Raw genomic sequence first — 17,091 nt, forward strand, 5'->3', positions numbered from 1 at the left:
TTACCTGCCGCACTTCGAGGTGATGGTCTGCCGATAGAAGCCGAGCTCGTCGCGCCAGTACTCGCCGTCGAACGGCCAGATGACGTGCTCGTCGTCCGCTTTCACGATGTTCCGCTCCGACTCCTTGGCCGTGACCTGGCTGCCGGCGATGGCTTGGTCGAGCTGATTGCGTCGCGCAGACGTGATGTCGATGAGGATCTTCGCGCTGTCGCGGAGGTGCTCGTTGAGCTCGTCGAGGTTGCGCTGGTAGCGCTCCTTCGCGAGGGTTCCTGCGTTGCGCACGGCGATGTCGCGCGCGAGCTGGAGGGCGTCTTTGGTGTCGTTGCCGAGGGGCGAGTCGCGGAAGGTGCCCGGCGCCTTCTTGAACCGGTTGGCCTCGTCGTCGAGGAGCTGGACGTACTGTAGGTGACGGAGGAGCTGACGGTCGGAGAGGGCGTTCTCCACGACGGTCTTGATGCGCGGCGGGAGGTCGGCCTTGCCGTCGCGGACGTCCTTCAGAAACTTGTAGAAGGCTTCTTCTTGGCCGTCGCCCTTGAATCGGGTGAGGACCTTGTTGAGCTCGTCGTAGATGGGCTGGTACTTCGTCTGCAGTTTCGCGACGATGACCTCGGCGTCGTCGTACTGGCAGTTGGCGAAGTAGATGACCGAGCGGAGCACCTCGGCCTCGGGGTAGTACGAGTTCGGGAAGTACGGCGCCTGGAGCGTGTGAATGTTGCCGAGCGCGTGGGCGTAGTCACCGGCCATGAAGTAGGCCCACGACTCCTCGAAGAGCGAGTCGAGCCAGTACTCGCTGCCGACGTCGACCTTATTCCAGTACTTCACCGCGGCCGAGAGCTTCGTGGAGTCGATGGTGGGCGAGCCACCCTCGTCGAGGCGCACCGACGCCGAGTAGTACGTGCGGGCCATCGAGAGGTACGCGAGGTCGCGCATACGCGCGTCGTCGTCGACGCCCTCGACGCCCTCGTCGATCGCGCCGACGATGCGCTGGAACGACTGCACCGCCGGGACCGACTTGCGCAGCTGCACGTTCGAGATGCCGCTGAAGAACTGGCCGCGGACGTAGTACTTCGACTCGCGGCTCACCTTCGTGAACAGCCGGAGCGCGTCGGCGTACTGGCGGTTGCGGTACTTGTACCGGCCGAGCAGGTAGTTGAGCTGCCAGTAGAGGTCGCGCTGGTTTGCGTTGTTGAACTTGTCGACCGCGGCGTCGTTGTACTTGCCGACGCGCTCGACGATGTCGGCGGGCTCGGGCAGGTCGGTCGCGAGCTTCGAGAGCCAGAGCAGGGTCTCGTTGAACTTCAGGTGGTTCGGCTTGTCCGCGATCTCGCTGAAGATGCCGTACGCGGCCTGGTAGAACTTCAGGCGGTAGAGGGCGATCGCCAGGTGGTACTGGGCGAGCTGCTTGTTGCCCTCGTCGTCCTGGGTGTCGCCCTTGTACACGCGGTAGAGGCCGAGCGCGGCGTCGAGCCACTTCTCGCCGTCGAAGAGGCGCTTCGCCTGCGCGGCGGGCTCGGTCATCTGGCCGGCGGTGGGAGGGGGGCCGGTGTCCGCGGGCTTCGCCGGAGCGGGCGTCGCGGGATCGTCGAGCTCGATGTCGGCCCCGGCCGCCGCGGCGCCAGCGCCGGGCTTCGCGCCGGGCTTCGCCCCGCCCTTGGGGGCGGCCGCCGCCGGCTTCTTACCCTTCTGCGCGTCCGCGTCGTGCGGGGTGATGAGCGCCAACGACACGACGGGGAGGGCAGTCAGAAGGAGCTTGCGCGCGCGCGCCAGGGACATACGCATGGGAGGATTCCTCGAGGGTGCCGGGACACGAAGGGTTGGGCGCGGGAGCGACCGGGTCAGGGAGAGCTCGGCCAGGGCCGAACTCCGCGGAATTGCGAGGCAATGCTCGGTCGTTGACCGAACCAGGCGCCACCTCGCGCCGAAATGCTCAACGATGTTGAGCGGATACTCTCTCCGAGGGCGGCATGGTAGGAAGGCTCCTTTCCGCTTGTCAAGGTGAAACGGGCAGGCCCCGTCTCACCCAGGCGCACCCACATACGCCCCCACATGGCGGTTCGCGCGCCGTGGAGGCGCCGTCCGGGGCGTGTAGAATGCGCGAGGCGCGCTCGCCTTGGGGCGGAACGGAAGAGAGTGCGCGCGCGGGTGCTCGGTCACGCGACCACCCTACACGCCGGGGCACCTCCACTGGGTCCGAATCGTCGACCCCCGCCCGACCGGCGTCCGGCCGCCTGGGAGCGGGCGCGCCAGGGTCGCGGGCCCCGCCCCGCCTCGCGCGGGCCACTCATCGCGCTTGACGCGTTTTGGCGGAGGGAGGTACCTTCCCGCACCAGCGGTCGCCGGGCCGCGCGCGGTGAACCCCCCTCGATGGCCGCCGCCTCGTAGAACGCCGCAATCTCGCATTTTTTTCGATCCTGGAGAGCCTCCGCATGATCCGCTCCCGCGTGCTTTTCGCCGTGCTCTTGCTCGGCACCGGTTCCGTCGTCGCCGCCGCCCCTGGTTGTTCGTCGACGGGCGTCGGCGATCCGTGCGTGCCCGAGCAAGAGTTCGACCCGACGTTCCTTGGCTTCAGCCAGAAGCAGGTCAACGTCGAGTCCAAGAGCTTCCAGTGCCAGACCCGCCTGTGTCTCGTGAACCACTTCCGCGGCCGCGTGTCTTGTCCGTACGGCCAGACCGCCACGGGCAACGGCATCTCGTCCGAGGCGTGCGTGCTCCCGGGCAGCCCGAACCGCCCGGTCGAGGGTGTGGCGAACTCGCCCGAGGGTAAGCGGGTCGAGCCGCAGTGTCTGAACCGCGTGGCCGACAAGACCGTGTACTGCTCGTGCCGGTGCGCGAACTCCAAGGGCGCCACCGACGACGGCGCGAACTACTGCGCCTGCCCCGACGGTTTCCAGTGCGAGCAGCTCGTCGACCCCACCGGGCAGGGCAACGAGGGCCTCACCGGCGGCTACTGCATCAAGCAGAACACCAAGTACGATCCCGCGGTAGACTGCACCGGCGACTGCGACAAGTCGAACCCGAAGACCCAGTGCAAGGGCGAAGTCGAGGGCGCCAAGCCCGCCGCGGCGGGTGCCGACGCCGGCAAGTAGCCTGCTCGGCCGATGGCGCGCGCCGGGAAGAGCCTCGGGCGCGCTGCAGAAGATGCCGCGAGCGACCACCTGGTCGCCCGCGGTTTTCTCATTTTAGGGCGCAACGTGCGGATCGGGCCGCTCGAGCTCGACATCGTCGCGAGGGACGGCGCGCTGGTCGCGCTGGTGGAGGTGCGGGCGCGCCGAGAGGGCGCGCTCGTCGGGGCGCTCGCGAGCATCACGCCGGAGAAACGGCGGCGCCTGCTGCGCGCCGCGGCGGGGTTCCTCGCTTCCCCGCCCGTCGACCTCGCCGGGGTCACGCGCGTGCGGATTGACGTGTGCATTGTGCATGTGTCTCGCGAGGGCGTGAAGGTAGAGCACCTCGCGGGCGCGCTCACCGCCGATTGAACGCCCGGGCGGCCGAGTCGAAGCGTTCGTTCCCTACCCCTCGAGCGAGGCCTTCATCTCGTCGCGAACTCCAGCGATCTTGGCGATCGATTCGGCGCTCGCCCCGGACCCTCTCGCCGCCTCGATCCCCGCGTCGAGGGCGGCGACCTCGCGGGCCTGGCGCGCCTTCAGCTTCTCGACCATCGTCGCGAAGGTCTCGAAGAAGTCTTGGAGCTCGTCGCCCTTGCGCAGCTTGCTCTGGAAGTTGAGCTTGCCGTTGCCCACCGCGGTGAGCAAGAGCTTCATTTTGTAGACCGGCCCCGCGACCTTGTGCGTGAAGTAGATCCCGAGCAGCCCGATCAACACCACCATGAGGCCGAGGCCGCCGACGAGGGCCCGCATCATGGTGCGCTGCTCGGCTGCGAGCGCCTCTTGGCGCGCGACCACACCGTTCGCGGCGGTGGTCGACTCTGCCGTGAACGCCTTCGCGAGCTCGGGGTCGCTCCCGTAGATGGGGTCCTTCGAGATCTGGACGGCGAGGATGTCGCTCACCTTCTTGCTCTCGGCGACGACCTGCTGGCCCTGCGCCACCACCTTCTGGCTCGTGCGCACGAGGAACGCCCCGAGGACGGCGCTTATCACGAGGGCGATGGCGATGATGTACCCCGTGTAACGGAGCTGGAATCGCGAGTCGACGATGTAGTTCTTGAAGCTGCGCTTGTAGCGCGGAGCCGACGGCGAAATGGAGACGGCGGATAGGCGGCTCATCGGGTCCTCTCGGGGTGCGAGCGCGCAAGACCGCGCCCACGCGTATCGTGCCCGTTCGCGTGGCGCTTGGCTATTCTTTGGCCGCGGGTGGGCCACTCAGGGCGGCCGAGGGCGGCGCGGTCACATGTTGCCGGCGTTGGCCACGAACTGCTTCACGGCGGCGCTGGCGAGCGCCGCGAGGAGCTGGTCCTCTGCCGCGTGGCTGCCCGGCGCCACGCCCGACATCGTCGCCCCGTTCCCGATGGGCGCGATGAGCGCCTTCGCGGGGTAAGAGAACACCGCGATGTTCACCTTGGTGCGGAGATTTCCGCCCGAGTAGTCGAACTTCTCGACCGAGATGGAGAGGAAGAAGCCCTTCTTCTTCTTGTTGGCGGCCAGGGCCTTGCGCGCGGCCTCCGGCGTCTCGCGCGCGGGCGCGAGCTGGAAGTCGGCCTGCTCTTCCAGCTTCGCGCGGACGGCCCGAAGCACGACCGCCTCCACCTCGGTCGCGGGGCGATCGCTCGCCGAGGTCACGGGGGAGAGCGCGACGTAGTACTTCGCGCCTGGATGGCTCGGCGGCTCGTATGCGCCAGCCGGCGGGGGCGACGGAGCGGCCGGGCGCGCCTCGAGGCTCTGCACCGCTCGCGCCATCTGGAGCTTCGGGCCCTCGGCCGGCTCGCTCGTGAGGCGCTCGCGCAGGCAGGTGAGCGCCGACGGTCGCGCGAGGCGTCGCAGCGCCGTCGCCGTCGCGATACGGACGATCTCGGTGTCGTCGGACAAGGCCTTGCAGAGCGGGGGCACGGCGTCGTCGGCGTCGGTCGCGCCGAGCTGGAGCACCGTCGCAGCCCGCACGCGCGCGTCGGGCGACTGCAGCTTGGGCACGAGCTCCGCGACGCTTGGGACGTCGGCGACCGCCAGGGAGGGGCTCAGGACCGTGGCGATGAGCGCCCCGACCGTCGCGAGCCGCCCCACGCGCGAAAGCCAAACGCGCGCGCGGCCAGGGGGCGAAGCGCCACTCACGGTCGAGCGGTTCCCCGCGGAAAGCCAAGGCGCGCGCGTCATGGGTGGTTTCAAGGTACACCGAACGCTTTCCCCTGGACAGGGGCGAGGGTCTGGAAAGATGCTCGCAGCGCTGGTGGAGCGCGCCTGCCGTGGAGAGCACCTGATGGAAGCCATTGGCAGCCCGGTTGGACGGTGACGCGAGCGGAATGTTCACCCCGCGCCCCACGGCGCGAGACGCTCTCCGCGGCGGGTGCCCACCGCCCCTTGGCGGCGCTCGCGTTCGCGGCGGCCTCGCTCGCCTGCGCCGAAGCGCGCGCCGAGCGCATCACCGTCCGCGGACACAGCGCGTTCGACGCGCGCGTGAGGCGCGATCGCGGAGATCTCGTGGTCGAGGGCGTGCTCCGCGACGACGTCGGTGAGGCGCTCGGAAAGCAGATCGTCGCGCTCACCCTCGCGCGGCGGGACGCCAACGGCGGCGCGGACCCCGCGACGGACGAGGCGCTCCGCGCGGCGCACTCGTGCGGCGTCGGGCTCATCACCGGCCGCACCCGCGGCCTCGAGATCGCCACGGACGGCAGCGGGCGATTTTGCGTGCGCGCGCGCCTCGAGAAGGAGCGCTTCATCGCGACGCTCGCGTGGAAGGGCGCGCCCCTCCTCGAGGGGACCACGCTCAGCGTGCCCGTCGACCTTGGTCGCCGCGCGGTCTCCCTCGCGTTCGAGCCTCGCCCACGCACCGTGTCACTCGAGCGAACACCCGCGCGCTTCTTCGCGAGCGCGGAGACCGACGACGAGGGGGTGGCGCAGCCGCTGGCGGGGCTCCCGCTGACGCTCGCGATCGAGGGCTCGAGCGGCGGCGCGCCGATTCCGCTGGGGACCGCGACGACGGACGCGCGGGGGCGCGCCGCCATCGACGTCGAGACGCAGCGCCTCGGCCCGCCGCGTGGGACGCACCTCGTGCTGGCCTTCGCCGGCGACGCGGACGCGGTCTCGGCGGAGGCGCGCACGCCCATCGAGATCCACTCGCGGGTCACGTTGCGCTCGCCCACGTTGGAGGGCCCGAGCAGCCCGTCGAACCCGGAGGAGGGCATCCCGATCGAGGTGCTCGCGACGACCGCCGCGGGCCCCGTGTCGGAGGGTGTCGTCGAGGCGACCGTCGGCGACGTCGTCGTTGGGGCCGCGCGCGTCGAGGGCGGGCGCGCCAACCTCGTGGTGACGTTCTCCGCGGAGGGCGGCGGCACGCGCGAGGTGCGTGTGCGCTACCTGCCGCAGTCCCCCTGGCACCTCGCGGGTCCGGAGGTGCGGGGAGAGCTCGCGCTGCGCGGGCCAAGCTCGTGGTCGCGCGCGCCGCTCGCGATCGCCGGCCTGCTCCTCGTCGGGTGGCTCGTGGCCGGCCGGAGACGCGCCGTGCCCTCGCCGGCGCGAGGAGGAGAAGGCGCCGGGGCGGCGCGCGTCCCGACGGAGCGGGCGTCGCTCGAGGTCGTGCCGCACGCCGCGGGCACCGCGCGCCGCGGTGAGTACACCGGCACGGTGGAAGACGCCCACGAGGGCGTGCCTCTCGCGCGCGTACGGGTGCGCGTCGAGCGGCGCACCTTCGCCGGCGTCGAGACCCTCGCGGACGCGGTGACCGACGACGCGGGACGCTTCTCGTTCGTGCTGGAGGCCAAGCTCCCGGGCGACTCGCTCGCGGCCGAGGGCCCCTTTCACGCGCGCTTCGATGAGGCGCTGCCGCAACCCGGCGCCCTCCGCATCGCCCTCATCACGCGCAAGCGTCGCCTCGTGGAGCGGCTCGTCGGTTGGGCCCGGCGCGTCGGCGGACCCTACGATGCGCGGCCGGAGCCCACTCCAGGCCACGTTCGCCGTGCGGCCCGGGGGCGCGATGCGGGCGTGGCCGCGTGGGCGGCCGCGGTCGAGCGGGCCGCCTACGACCATCAGAGCGTCGACGAGCGGGCCGAAGCGGACGTGCTGGAGCTCGCTCCGCGGCCGGATCTCCTCGCGCGCGACGGCGCGGGCCCCCGCGCGGCGGCCGATCCACGCCCAGATTTGGCGAAGGTGCCGAAGCGCGTTTGACATGCGGCGGACGCAGTTTCTATAAGGTGAGGCCCGTCCCTCGCGTCGGGACCAAGGAGCGCGATGAATCCAATCGTTATCGTCATCATCGTGCTGGCCGTCGTGGCAGCCATCGCCTACTTCGCGTTCGCCAAGAAAGCGCCGGAAGAGCTCCCGCCCGCGGAGCCCGCGAAGAAGCCCATCCCCGAGAAGAAGCCGGCTGGCGCCGCGGACACCGCGAAGAAGGCCGACAAGCCCGCCGCCAAGAAGGCCGAGCCGGAGAAGAAGCCGGAGCCCGCCAAGAAGGCCGAGCCCGCCAAGAAGGCCGAGCCCGCACCCCTCGCCACCACCGCGGTGGAGGCCCCGCAGGCGAAGTCGCAACGCGAACCGGCCGCCGAGGCCCCGCCCGTCGTCATCGCCCCCATCGCGCCGATCGTGGTCGAGGCCCCGCTCGTGGCGCCGCCCACGTCGAAGCGCGACGTGCTCGGCCTGCGCAAGGGGCTGAAGGCCTCCCGCAAGGGCTTCATCGCGCGCCTGACCGCGCTCTTCACGGGCAAGAAGGAGATCGATCCGGCGATCCTCGAGCAAATGGAGGAGGTCATGCTCTCCAGCGACGTCGGCATCAAGACGACGAGCGCGATCCTCGAGCGGCTCCGCGAGCGCCTGGAAAAGAAGGAGCTCGACGACGTGGACGCGGTGTGGGCCGCGCTGCGCGCCGAGGCCTCCGCCATTCTGTCGGTCGAGCCGCGCGCCCGCGTCGCCGGCAGGCCCCTCGTCCTTCTCATGGTGGGCGTGAACGGCGTGGGCAAGACCACGACCATCGGCAAGCTCGCCACCAAGTGGAACGCCGACGGCAAGAAGGTGGCGCTGGCCGCGGGCGACACGTTCCGCGCGGCGGCCGTCCAGCAGCTCGAGGTGTGGGGCAAGCGCGTGGGTGCGGAGGTGATCCGCGGCAAAGAGGGCGCCGATCCGGGCGCCGTCGCCTTCGAGGCGACGACGCGCGCGAAGGACGGCAACTTCGACGTCCTTCTCGTGGACACGGCCGGGCGCCTCCACACGAAGGCGCCGCTCATGGACGAGATCAAGAAGATCCGAAAGACCATCGCCAAGGCCATGGACGGCGCGCCCCACGAGACGTTCCTCGTGCTGGACGCCACCACGGGGCAGAACGCGCTCACCCAGGCCCAGCTCTTCAAGGAGGCTGTCGACCTCACGGGCATCGTCCTGACGAAGCTCGACGGGACGGCGAAGGGCGGCATCGTGCTCGGCATCTGCGACGAGCTCAAGATCCCGGTGCGCTACATCGGGCTCGGTGAGCGGGCCGAGGACCTCCGAGAGTTTCACGCCGACGACTTCGTCGAGGCGCTGTTCGGCCAGAGCGATACGGCCGGCGAGAGCTCCGACGAGTGATCCAAGAACCCTCCGATTCAGGCAGCAAATGCGAAGTTCACCGCGTGCAGAAGGATTGTCGTTGAAGCTCGAAAACGCGCATGGTATAGTCCCGCGCACTTTCGCTGTACGCCTGAATCCCTAATCGTTTTCGTTAGTTGCGCACCGTGCAGGGTAGAGCGGCAGAAGGGGTTGCGATGAAGCAGGCTGGGAATACCCTGACCACTTCCGGCGGTGCGACACGCCGAGGTTGCCTAGGGCAGATGAAGGGCATTCGCCGCGTGGCGGGCTGCCTTCTCGCGGTGTCGGCGCTCGTGGCCACGCCGCAGGTGGCGTTCGCTCAGAAGGGCGGCAAGAAGCCCCCGGCGGCTCCGGCGGCGAAGCCCCCGGCGGCTCCGGCGGCAGGTGCTCCCGCGGCGCCCGCGGCGGGGGGTGACGCGATCGAGATCGACGATCCGAACGCGCCGAAAAAGCCAGACACGCCGCCGCCAGATCAGCCAGCCACGCCGCCTGCGGGCGGAGTGTCGGGAGGCATCTGCGACATCGACCCGACCGCCTGCCCCAAGCAGTCGGACATCAAGGCCCTCGCCGACAAGAAGGTGGCGGCCGAGGTGTACGCGGTCGAGCAGGAGTTCGCCCTGAAGAAGGGCCGCGTCGAGGTGAACCCGTACGGTGCGTTCACGCTGAACGACCAGTTCGTGAGCCACCCCGCGTTCGGCCTCACCGCGAACTACTACCTCACCAACGTCCTCGCGGTCGGCATCAACGGCAACCTGTTCGCCGGCCTGAACGTCGACTCGGACTTCAACTTCCAGAACCGCCGCGCGACCCGCGTCGCGGTTCCGCTCACCGAGTACCAGTGGAGCGCGGCCGTACAGTTCTCGTACGTCCCCATCTACGGCAAGTTCTCGGGGTTCAACGCCTTCATCTTCAACTACGACGTCTACGCGCTCGGCGGCGTCGGCGCCCTGTCGACTCGTCCGATCGCGGTCATCGACCCCGACAACCGCAAGTTCGACTTCAAGCCGAAGATCGACTTCAACGTCGGCGTCGGCTTCCGCATCGCGTTCAACAAGTGGTTCGCGGCGACCCTCGAGCTCCGCGATCACATCTACGTTGAGCAGCTCGAGAACATCCAGGTCGGCCGAACGCAAGCCGAGCAGACGGATTCGAACACGTGGCTCGGCGACAAGCCGCTCACGAACCACATCCAGGCCCAGCTCGGGGTGAGCGTCTTCTTGCCCTTCGGCTTCGAGTACCGGTTGCCCAAATGAGCGCGCGAGAGAGGACTGTCATGAAGCGGCGTAACTTCCGTGGCGCGTACGCGCTCGGTATCGCAGGGCTCGTCGGGCTCGGCGTGCTCGGGGTCGAGCGCACCGCGCAGGCCGAGGAGATTCAGCTCACCGGCCCGCTCGCGGGGGCTCCGCCCGTCCGCAAGCTCCGCCAGCACCGCAAGGGACGCTTCGAGATCGCCCCGGCGTTCTCGTTTACGCTCCTCGACGAGTACCGGCGGACCATGGTCGTCGGCGCCACGGCCACCTACAACGCGTTCGATTGGCTAGGCTTCGGCGTCTACGGCGGCTACGGCGCCATCGCGCCGCTCACCGCGCTGAGCGACAACGTGAACGACTCTGCTCCGCGCAACTCGCGGACGGCGGTCAACCTGGACAACCCGTCGAAGAACGGCGCTGTTCGGAACTTCGGCGCGCAGGTGTCGAAGATGACCTGGATGGTCGTTCCCCAGGTCCAGATCGCGCCGTTCCGCGGCAAGCTCGCGCTCCTCAGCAAGGTCTTCGTCGACACCGACCTTTACCTGCACCTGGGCCTCGGCTTTCACGGGCTCGAGGAGCGCGCCGACTGCACCAGCGGGGCGTGCACCACGGACGTGAAGGCGATGACCTCCCGCGTCGCGATCTCGCCCAACTTCGGCCTCGGGTTCAAGTTCTACACGAGCAAGCTCGTGAACTTCGGCCTCGAGTACCGCGCGTTCCCCTACTCCTGGAACCGCGCGGGTCTCGACCAGCGCGGCGGGGGCAACGACGGCAAGTTCCCCGATCAGAAGATCGACAGCAACGATCAGACCTTCAAGTTCAACCAGATGATCACGCTCTCAGTCGGGTTCGCGTTCCCGTCGCAGCCCTCGCTCAGCGAGTAGTCGTTTCCTCGTGCCGATGCCGGCGCGCGCCCTCTCGGGTGCGCGCCGTCTTCCTTTTGTGCGCGGGCGCGTCCGTGACACCTCACCGCCGCGCCCCGTAGCGCACCCTAGGCGCAGTGCAAGCACAAGCAATCATGAACTAATTTCGCCAGTTACCCTTCCCTGTGGGGGAGCCCGCGTCACACTTGAACGATGAAGCGTGGGTGGTCAGCGGGCGCTCTCCTGGGTTGGGCCGAGGTCCTCGCGGCCTCCGCGTTCTCGCTGCTGGCGCCGGGATGCGCGCGAGCGCGTCCGCCCGAGGTCTCGCCGGCGGTCCTCGCCGACGCGGCCCGAGGCGTGGTCGCCGTCGCCACGGCCGCCGAGGACGGCGCCGACCACGTGACGCTCTGCTCGGGCGCGCTCGTCGCCCCCAACCTCGTGCTCACGGCGAGGCACTGCGTCACGCGCGCCCTCACCTCGACGCCCGCGTGCGACGCCGAGGGGCACTCGCACAACGGGGTCCACCTGTCCGCCGACGTCGACCCCGGGCGGATCACGATCTACGTGGGCCGCCGGGTTCGACCCGACGTCGACACGCCCGTCGCGCGCGCCGAGCGCACGCTCCACCCGAAGGGCCGAGTGCTCTGCGACGCCGACGTCGCCTTCCTCGTGCTCGACCGACCCGTCGTAGGGGCGAGGGTGCTCCCCATGCGTCTCCACGCCTCCGTGGAGGCCGGCGACTGGGTCGTGCCCGTGGGCTTTGGTGGGGGACCGAACAACATCGTGGGCCTCCGCGTGGCGCGCAACGACAGCCGCGTGCTCGCGATCGGGCCGACCGCGAACGTGCGCACGGGCGCGGTGCTCGGTCCCCGCGAGTTCGAGGTGGACCAGGCGACCTGCCGCGGCGACTCCGGGGGACCCGCGCTCGACGCGCGCACCGGAGAGGTCGTGGGCGTCGTGTCGCGCGGCGGGAGCTGTCTCGCCTCGGGAAACCACGTGTACACGCGGGTCGACGCGTACGCGCGCCTCGCCGCCCACGCGTTCGTCACCGCGCGGCGCGTCGCCGCGGCGAACCTCGCGCGGCGCGAGGTGGAGCGAGCGGACGAGGCGCGCGCGGCGCGATGAGGTGCGAGGAGTCAGCGGCGCGCGCCCTCGAGCTGCGCGTTGAGCTCCGCGCCGATGAGCAGCGCGAGGCTCGTGAGCCAGAACCACACGAGGAGGACGGCGACCGCCGCGAGACTCCCGTAGTAGAGCGTATACTGCCCGAGAGAGCCCACGTAGAGGCCGAACGCCCACGAGATCACGAGCCAGAGCACGATGGCGAGCACCGCCCCGGGCCAGATGCGGCGACGGACCCCGATCGGGTAGGCCACGGCCAGCCGGTAGAAGATGGCGACGCCGCACACGGCGAACGCGAAGAACGCGCCGAGCCCGAGGGCCTTGTCGACGTGGGCGCGCAAGCGGACCGCGGACGGGGGGATGTGGAGCCCCCCGGTCACCGCCGGCACGTCGTGCGCGGCCGTCGCGATCGCTTCCCATCCCACGGCGAGAAACGACACGGCGCACACGGCGACGAGCCCACCTGCCACGAAGCAGAGCGAGAGGAGCCTCTTCTTCCAATAGGGCCGGCGGGTGGGCACGCTCAGCGCGCGCTCGAACGCGTCCATCATGCCGTGGACGCCCGACGAAGCGAGCCAGAAGAAGCCACCGAGCGCGAGCGGCGCGAGCTTCAGGTCGGCCGCGGCGAGACGCTCGAGCTCTCCCCGCGAGATCGTGACGACCGCCGTGGGCGCCGACGTGAACACGGGCGCGAAGAAGGCCTCCACACCGCGCGTGCGCGCGAACCGGCCGAGCAGCCAACCGGCCACGACCACCAGCGGGAGGAGGCTGAGGAAGAAGTGAAACGCCATGGCGGGCGCGGCGCTGAGCCCGTCGTGGTAGTAGAGCCCCTCCGCGAGCCGACGGACCGTGCGGCCGAGCCGCATGACCCAGCGGGCGGACGGGTCGAGCGGCGGCGACAGTCTCCCAACGGGCGGCGACTGGGCCACCCCCTCAGGCGACGCCGGCGCAGTCGGATTCGCCGGAGGTTCGGGCTGCGACATGGCGAGGACGCTTGGATGTGACGCACCCGCCCGCCCCGTGTCAAGCTCGCGGCGTGAACCGTCCCTTGCTTCTCTTGCTCGCGCTCCTTGTCCCGGGCGCGCTCCTGGCCGCGGGCGGGTGCTCCTCCGACGCCGCAAGCGCGGACGCCTCGGCGGACGCCTCGCCCGATCGGGTCCGCCTCGCGAAGCCCATCATCATCGACGCCAGGTGCCGCATCGAAATCGACACGCCGGCGCTCCTCGACAGCCCTCACGTGGCGATCGACACGCCCGTCACGTACAACTCGAACCCGCCTGCGAGCGGACCGCACTACCCGATCTGGGCGGCGTTCCAAGAGTACCCATCGCCCGTCGATCGTCGGTATTACGTGCACGATCTCGAGCACGGCGCCGTCGTGCTGCTCCACAACTGCGCCGCGAAAGACGCGGGCGCCGAGTGCGCCGCCAACGTCGCGGGCCTGCGCGCAGCGGTCGCGTCGGTCCCCAGCGACCCCCTCTGCGCGGGCACCGAGGTGAGGGTACGGACCATCATCACGCCCGATCCGCTGCTCGACGTGCCGCTCGCGATCGTCGCCTGGGGGTGGACCTACAGGGCCGACTGCCTCGATCAGCCTTCGCTGAACGCGTTCGTCAACGCGCACTACGGCCAAGGCCCCGAGGCGGTCTGCGCCAACGGTCAGCCGCAGTTCTAGAGCGGCTTTCTCCCGCCACCCCACTCGCCGCCGGCGGCCTCAGAGACCCTCGTGCGGATTGTCGGCCGACGGCGCAGGCGGCGCCCCATGGGGGACGTGAGGGGCCGCCTGCGGGGCGGCCGACGCCGCGGGCGCTGCGGGGGTCTCGGGCGATGCCTGCGGGGCCGGCGCAACCTCCGTCGCGACCGCGCTCGGGACGCCGCCAACGGGGGCGCTCGGGGCGGCCGCCCCGACGCTGGCGGCGGTCGGAGCCCCCTCGGGCGAGCTCGCCTCCGGCGCGGCCCCCGCGGGCTCGTGTCTGTCGGACCCGAGCACCTCGCGCTGGAGGGTGGTGGCGACGCTCTCGATCGCGCGTCCGACCTCGCGCACGCCCGTGACGACGGCGTCCTCGAGCTTGTCCGCGGGCATCTTGGCCGCGGCCGTCTTGGCGGCGGTCTCCACGACGCGCACACCCGAGCGCACCACGCTCTCGAGCGCCGCCATCGGCACCTTCTCCGACGCGTGCTTCGCGGCCTCTTCGACCTTGTGCGCCGAGGACAGGACAGCCTTCTCGAGCTTCTCGGTCGGCACTTGCTCGACGGCTGCCTTCGCGCGCTTGAAGAACGCGCCGAGGCTGTCGCTGACCTCCGAGAAGACATCCTTCTTGTCGTCGTCGCCCATGCCAGCATTCTGGGCGCCTGCCTTCGGCGTGTAAAGGCGTGGCGAGCGGGGTGCCTTGCGGTATCACGGGGCATGCGCCGCTCGTCTCGCCCGTCTCGCCCGTTCCGCGCCTCTCTCTTCGCCGCGCTCGTCGCGGCCGCCACGGCTTGCGCCACGACCCCGCCCCCCGCGGGCCCCGCGCCGTCCCCTCCGACGTCACCTGCGCCGTCCTCGTCGGCCTCGTCTGCCGGCTCGGCGGCGACGGATGCGGGCGAAGCGGCACCCAAGGCCGCGCGCCCGCCCCGCGTCACGCTCCCGCTCTGCGGCTGCGCCCTGTGCGCTCCCGTGGTCTCGGAGGACGCCTGCACCCAAGACGCCGACTGCGCGCCGGCCACGCCTTGCCACGCCGAGGCGTGCGTCGCGAAGGCCAAGGCGAAGGCGCCCACCCCGCGCACCTCGTGCACCATGATTCTGCGTTGCGACTCCGTCGACGCCAACACGTGCGGGTGTCTCGAGGGTCGCTGCGCGCTGTACCCTCGGAAGAAATAGCCGACGCTCGCCTCACCCCGCGCGGCGGGGCTCCTTCGCCAGCCGCGTCTCGCTCGCGCGCGGCATCGCGGGCGCAGCGTTCGACTGGTTGCGCCCCGAACGCTTCGAGACATAGAGGGCCTCGTCGGCGGCCTTGAAGAGCGCCTCCCACGACTTGCCAGCCTCCGGGAAAGTCGCCACGCCGATCGAGCAGGTGACGTTGAGCGGTCCGTTCTCCGTCGCGAACGTAGTCTTCTCGACCTCCTCGCGGATGCGCTCCGCGAGCAACATGGCGCCGGCCTCGTCGGTCTGCTCGCAGAGGACGACGAACTCCTCGCCGCCGAAGCGCGCGACGATGTCGGTCGTGCGCTTCTGGCGCTTCAGGATCTCGCCGAGCCCCTTGATGACGACGTCGCCGACGTCGTGCCCGTAGGTGTCGTTCACCTTCTTGAAAAAATCGATGTCCGTCACCAGCACCGAGAGCTTGCGCCCGAAGCGCGTCGCCGACACGACCTTCTCGTGCGCTGCCTCGAGCATCGCGCGCTTGTTCAGGAGGCCGGTCATGCCGTCCGTGGTGGCCATCGTCTCGAGCTTCGCCACCATGCGCGCGTTCGAGAGGGAGACGGCGAGGTGGCTGGCGAGCACCTCCAAGGTCGGACGGACCGAGTCGCCGAACGCGCTCCGGCGCTTCGCCCCGAGGATGAGGGTGCCCAGCGGGCGCCCGTGGAGCACCAACGGAAGGACCAGGAGGCTCGGGAGCTTCGGCCACGCGAAGCGCTTGCCCAGCACCACCTGGTGCTGCGGATCGTACTCACCCTTGTAGGGGAGCGGAAAACGGTTCTGCACCACCATCGAGACGAGGCCGGTGTTGTGCGCGAAGCGAGCGCCGACGTACGCCTCCACCACGCCGCCCTCGCTCTCTGCCGCGACGATCTCGTGGGTCTTCGTGGTGTCGTCCCACATCGTCACGGCCGCGAGGTCGAAGCTCGCGATCTCGCGCGCCGCCTTCACCCCCGCCTCGACGACCTCCTTCTCGCTGAGCGCCGCCCCGAGCGCCTGGGCGGCCCGATAGAGCTTGCCTTGCTCGACCTTGGCGCGCTCGAGCTGCAGGAACACGCGCTCGTTCTGGATGGCGCGAAGACAGTACCGGGCGGCCTGCGCCGCGAGCTCCTGCTCGTGCGGAGAGAACGGCCGGTTCTCCTTACGATCGATGACGAGCACGCCCCGAAGCGCCGACTCGGGCGGGGCGCTCTTCGCGGCCGGGCGCTTGCCGCCACGCGCCGTCTCGGACCGTCTCGTCGACCACGGGGAGGGCGCAGAGGGCGCGCACGGGACAAGCGCCCGTGTAGTAGGGGACCTTGAAGCTGGGCTTCAGGTTCTCGAGCGCCACGCGCTCGCGCTTGGCCGTCACCGCGCCGAGCACGCCGTCGCCCACGGACATCGGCGCGTCGTTCACCTCGTCGGAGGAGGTCGACAGCTCGCTGATGCGGAGGTGCGTCCCCGCGTCGTTCTTCCAGAGCAGCACGGCGGTGTGAAGCTCCAGGGTCCGGCGAAGCAGCTCGAGCGCGTAGTGAACCGACTGGTGGATCTCCTCGACGCTCGATCGCGCGAGGCGGTCCTCCGTCAGCAGATCGCCGGCTCCCTCGCCGTCGCGCCGGCCGCGCTCCTCGCCCGCGCCAAGGAGGCGGTAGCTGCGTGCGTCCTCCTTCAACTTCACGAGCTCCTCGTCGAGCCGCGCGCGCGACGACGAGCGGACGCGGGCCACCTCAGCGCGCAGGAAGCCCACGTTGAGCGCGGTGAATGCCAGCCCGAAGCCTGCGCGCTGCGCGAGCGGGGCGAGCCCCTCACCGAGCTGGAAGCGGCGCGCGAGCGCTTCGTAGCCGAGCGCGAACACGAGCGTCGAAATGGCGGCCCCCGGCCGAGCGAGCGCAGCCACGAGCGCGAAGAGGATGTAGAGCGCCGGCGCGAAGCGACCGTCGAGGGTGCCATCCAGCCGGACGAGCGCCTGAACAACGAGCGCCGCGAGGAGAGCGCCGAGCTCGAAGTCGGCAGAGAACGGCGCCTCTCCGGTGACCCGCGCGCGGGCTCGCGCCGCCCGCCCGAGCACGAGGAGGAACACCGCGAGCGCCAGCCCGTCCCCAAGGGGGCTCCGGGCGGGCCCAGCGACCACGAGGTAGGCGGAAGTCCCACCCACGGTCAGCGGGACGACCCCTCGTCGAGCAGCGCGGCGAAGCGTGAGGAGGGCGCGGACGAGCGGTTCCATCAACGGGTCATACGTCGGTATCAGAGGCCCCGAGGGGCGGCCCAATTTCCGGGGTCGCCCTCACGCGCGTCGGTGAATTGCTGCGGATCGCGCGCCA

The 17,091-nt window shown here is 70.4% G+C and carries 16 protein-coding genes; 9 read left to right on the forward strand and 7 right to left on the reverse strand.

The features are described from left to right. Complete coding sequence (locus IPQ09_01345) at positions 1 to 1,779, reverse strand: hypothetical protein (protein MBL0192864.1); 1,779 nt, start codon at positions 1,777 to 1,779, stop codon at positions 1 to 3. Between the two features lie 647 nt (positions 1,780 to 2,426). Here IPQ09_01345 and IPQ09_01350 point away from each other — a divergent pair. Together IPQ09_01350 and IPQ09_01355 are read left to right on the forward strand one after the other, a co-directional pair. Further along, a complete protein-coding gene (locus IPQ09_01350; protein MBL0192865.1) occupies positions 2,427 to 3,086 on the forward strand; it encodes a hypothetical protein in 660 nt (219 codons plus the stop codon). A gap of 12 nt (positions 3,087 to 3,098) precedes the next feature. After that, a complete protein-coding gene (locus IPQ09_01355) occupies positions 3,099 to 3,473 on the forward strand; it encodes a YraN family protein (protein MBL0192866.1) in 375 nt (124 codons plus the stop codon). Between the two features lie 33 nt (positions 3,474 to 3,506). Here IPQ09_01355 and IPQ09_01360 read toward each other — a convergent pair whose 3' ends face one another. Beyond that, positions 3,507 to 4,220 carry a hypothetical protein gene (locus IPQ09_01360; GenBank protein MBL0192867.1) on the reverse strand — a complete coding sequence of 238 codons (714 nt, stop codon included), beginning with the start codon at positions 4,218 to 4,220 and terminating at the stop codon, positions 3,507 to 3,509. Positions 4,221 to 4,340: 120 nt separating this feature from the next. After that, on the reverse strand, positions 4,341 to 5,171 hold the full coding sequence (locus tag IPQ09_01365; protein ID MBL0192868.1) for a HEAT repeat domain-containing protein: 831 nt from the start codon (positions 5,169 to 5,171) through the stop codon (positions 4,341 to 4,343). A 294-nt stretch (positions 5,172 to 5,465) separates the two neighbouring features. Between IPQ09_01365 and IPQ09_01370 the strand changes: the two genes are divergently transcribed. The 5 genes from IPQ09_01370 to IPQ09_01390 all read left to right on the forward strand — a co-directional run bounded on the left by IPQ09_01370 (position 5,466) and on the right by IPQ09_01390 (position 11,895). Beyond that, a complete protein-coding gene (locus tag IPQ09_01370; protein ID MBL0192869.1) occupies positions 5,466 to 7,268 on the forward strand; it encodes a hypothetical protein in 1,803 nt (600 codons plus the stop codon). Positions 7,269 to 7,331: 63 nt separating this feature from the next. Beyond that, on the forward strand, positions 7,332 to 8,657 hold the full coding sequence (gene ftsY, locus IPQ09_01375) for a signal recognition particle-docking protein FtsY (protein ID MBL0192870.1): 1,326 nt from the start codon (positions 7,332 to 7,334) through the stop codon (positions 8,655 to 8,657). Positions 8,658 to 9,211: 554 nt separating this feature from the next. Next, a complete protein-coding gene (locus IPQ09_01380; GenBank protein ID MBL0192871.1) occupies positions 9,212 to 9,910 on the forward strand; it encodes an outer membrane beta-barrel domain-containing protein in 699 nt (232 codons plus the stop codon). A gap of 20 nt (positions 9,911 to 9,930) precedes the next feature. Beyond that, positions 9,931 to 10,791: an outer membrane beta-barrel domain-containing protein gene (locus tag IPQ09_01385; GenBank protein ID MBL0192872.1), complete on the forward strand. Its 861-nt coding sequence runs from the start codon at positions 9,931 to 9,933 to the stop codon at positions 10,789 to 10,791. Between the two features lie 192 nt (positions 10,792 to 10,983). Continuing rightward, a complete protein-coding gene (locus IPQ09_01390) occupies positions 10,984 to 11,895 on the forward strand; it encodes a trypsin-like serine protease (GenBank protein ID MBL0192873.1) in 912 nt (303 codons plus the stop codon). 11 nt (positions 11,896 to 11,906) lie between these two features. Here IPQ09_01390 and IPQ09_01395 read toward each other — a convergent pair whose 3' ends face one another. Continuing rightward, positions 11,907 to 12,818 carry a YihY/virulence factor BrkB family protein gene (locus tag IPQ09_01395; protein ID MBL0192874.1) on the reverse strand — a complete coding sequence of 304 codons (912 nt, stop codon included), beginning with the start codon at positions 12,816 to 12,818 and terminating at the stop codon, positions 11,907 to 11,909. A 107-nt stretch (positions 12,819 to 12,925) separates the two neighbouring features. Between IPQ09_01395 and IPQ09_01400 the strand changes: the two genes are divergently transcribed. Then, on the forward strand, positions 12,926 to 13,564 hold the full coding sequence (locus IPQ09_01400) for a DUF3105 domain-containing protein (protein MBL0192875.1): 639 nt from the start codon (positions 12,926 to 12,928) through the stop codon (positions 13,562 to 13,564). 39 nt (positions 13,565 to 13,603) lie between these two features. Here the strand turns inward: IPQ09_01400 and IPQ09_01405 are convergent, their stop codons facing one another. Next, the gene (locus IPQ09_01405) at positions 13,604 to 14,224 is read right to left on the reverse strand and encodes a hypothetical protein (GenBank protein ID MBL0192876.1); all 621 of its coding nucleotides are present in this window, start codon (positions 14,222 to 14,224) and stop codon (positions 13,604 to 13,606) included. A gap of 72 nt (positions 14,225 to 14,296) precedes the next feature. Here IPQ09_01405 and IPQ09_01410 point away from each other — a divergent pair, with 72 nt between their 5' ends. Continuing rightward, a complete protein-coding gene (locus IPQ09_01410; protein ID MBL0192877.1) occupies positions 14,297 to 14,752 on the forward strand; it encodes a hypothetical protein in 456 nt (151 codons plus the stop codon). Positions 14,753 to 14,764: 12 nt separating this feature from the next. On the opposite strand, the gene IPQ09_01415 is transcribed toward IPQ09_01410, so the two are convergent. Continuing rightward, positions 14,765 to 15,952 carry a GGDEF domain-containing protein gene (locus IPQ09_01415; protein MBL0192878.1) on the reverse strand — a complete coding sequence of 396 codons (1,188 nt, stop codon included), beginning with the start codon at positions 15,950 to 15,952 and terminating at the stop codon, positions 14,765 to 14,767. After that, positions 15,933 to 16,994, reverse strand: a complete 1,062-nt coding sequence (locus IPQ09_01420) for a hypothetical protein (GenBank protein MBL0192879.1) — start codon at positions 16,992 to 16,994, stop codon at positions 15,933 to 15,935. Before IPQ09_01420 ends, IPQ09_01415 begins: the two co-directional genes overlap by 20 nt. Between the last annotated feature and the right edge of the window lie 97 nt (positions 16,995 to 17,091).

The organism is Myxococcales bacterium, from assembly GCA_016720545.1.
GTDB lineage: Bacteria > Myxococcota_A > Polyangia > Polyangiales > Polyangiaceae > JAAFHV01.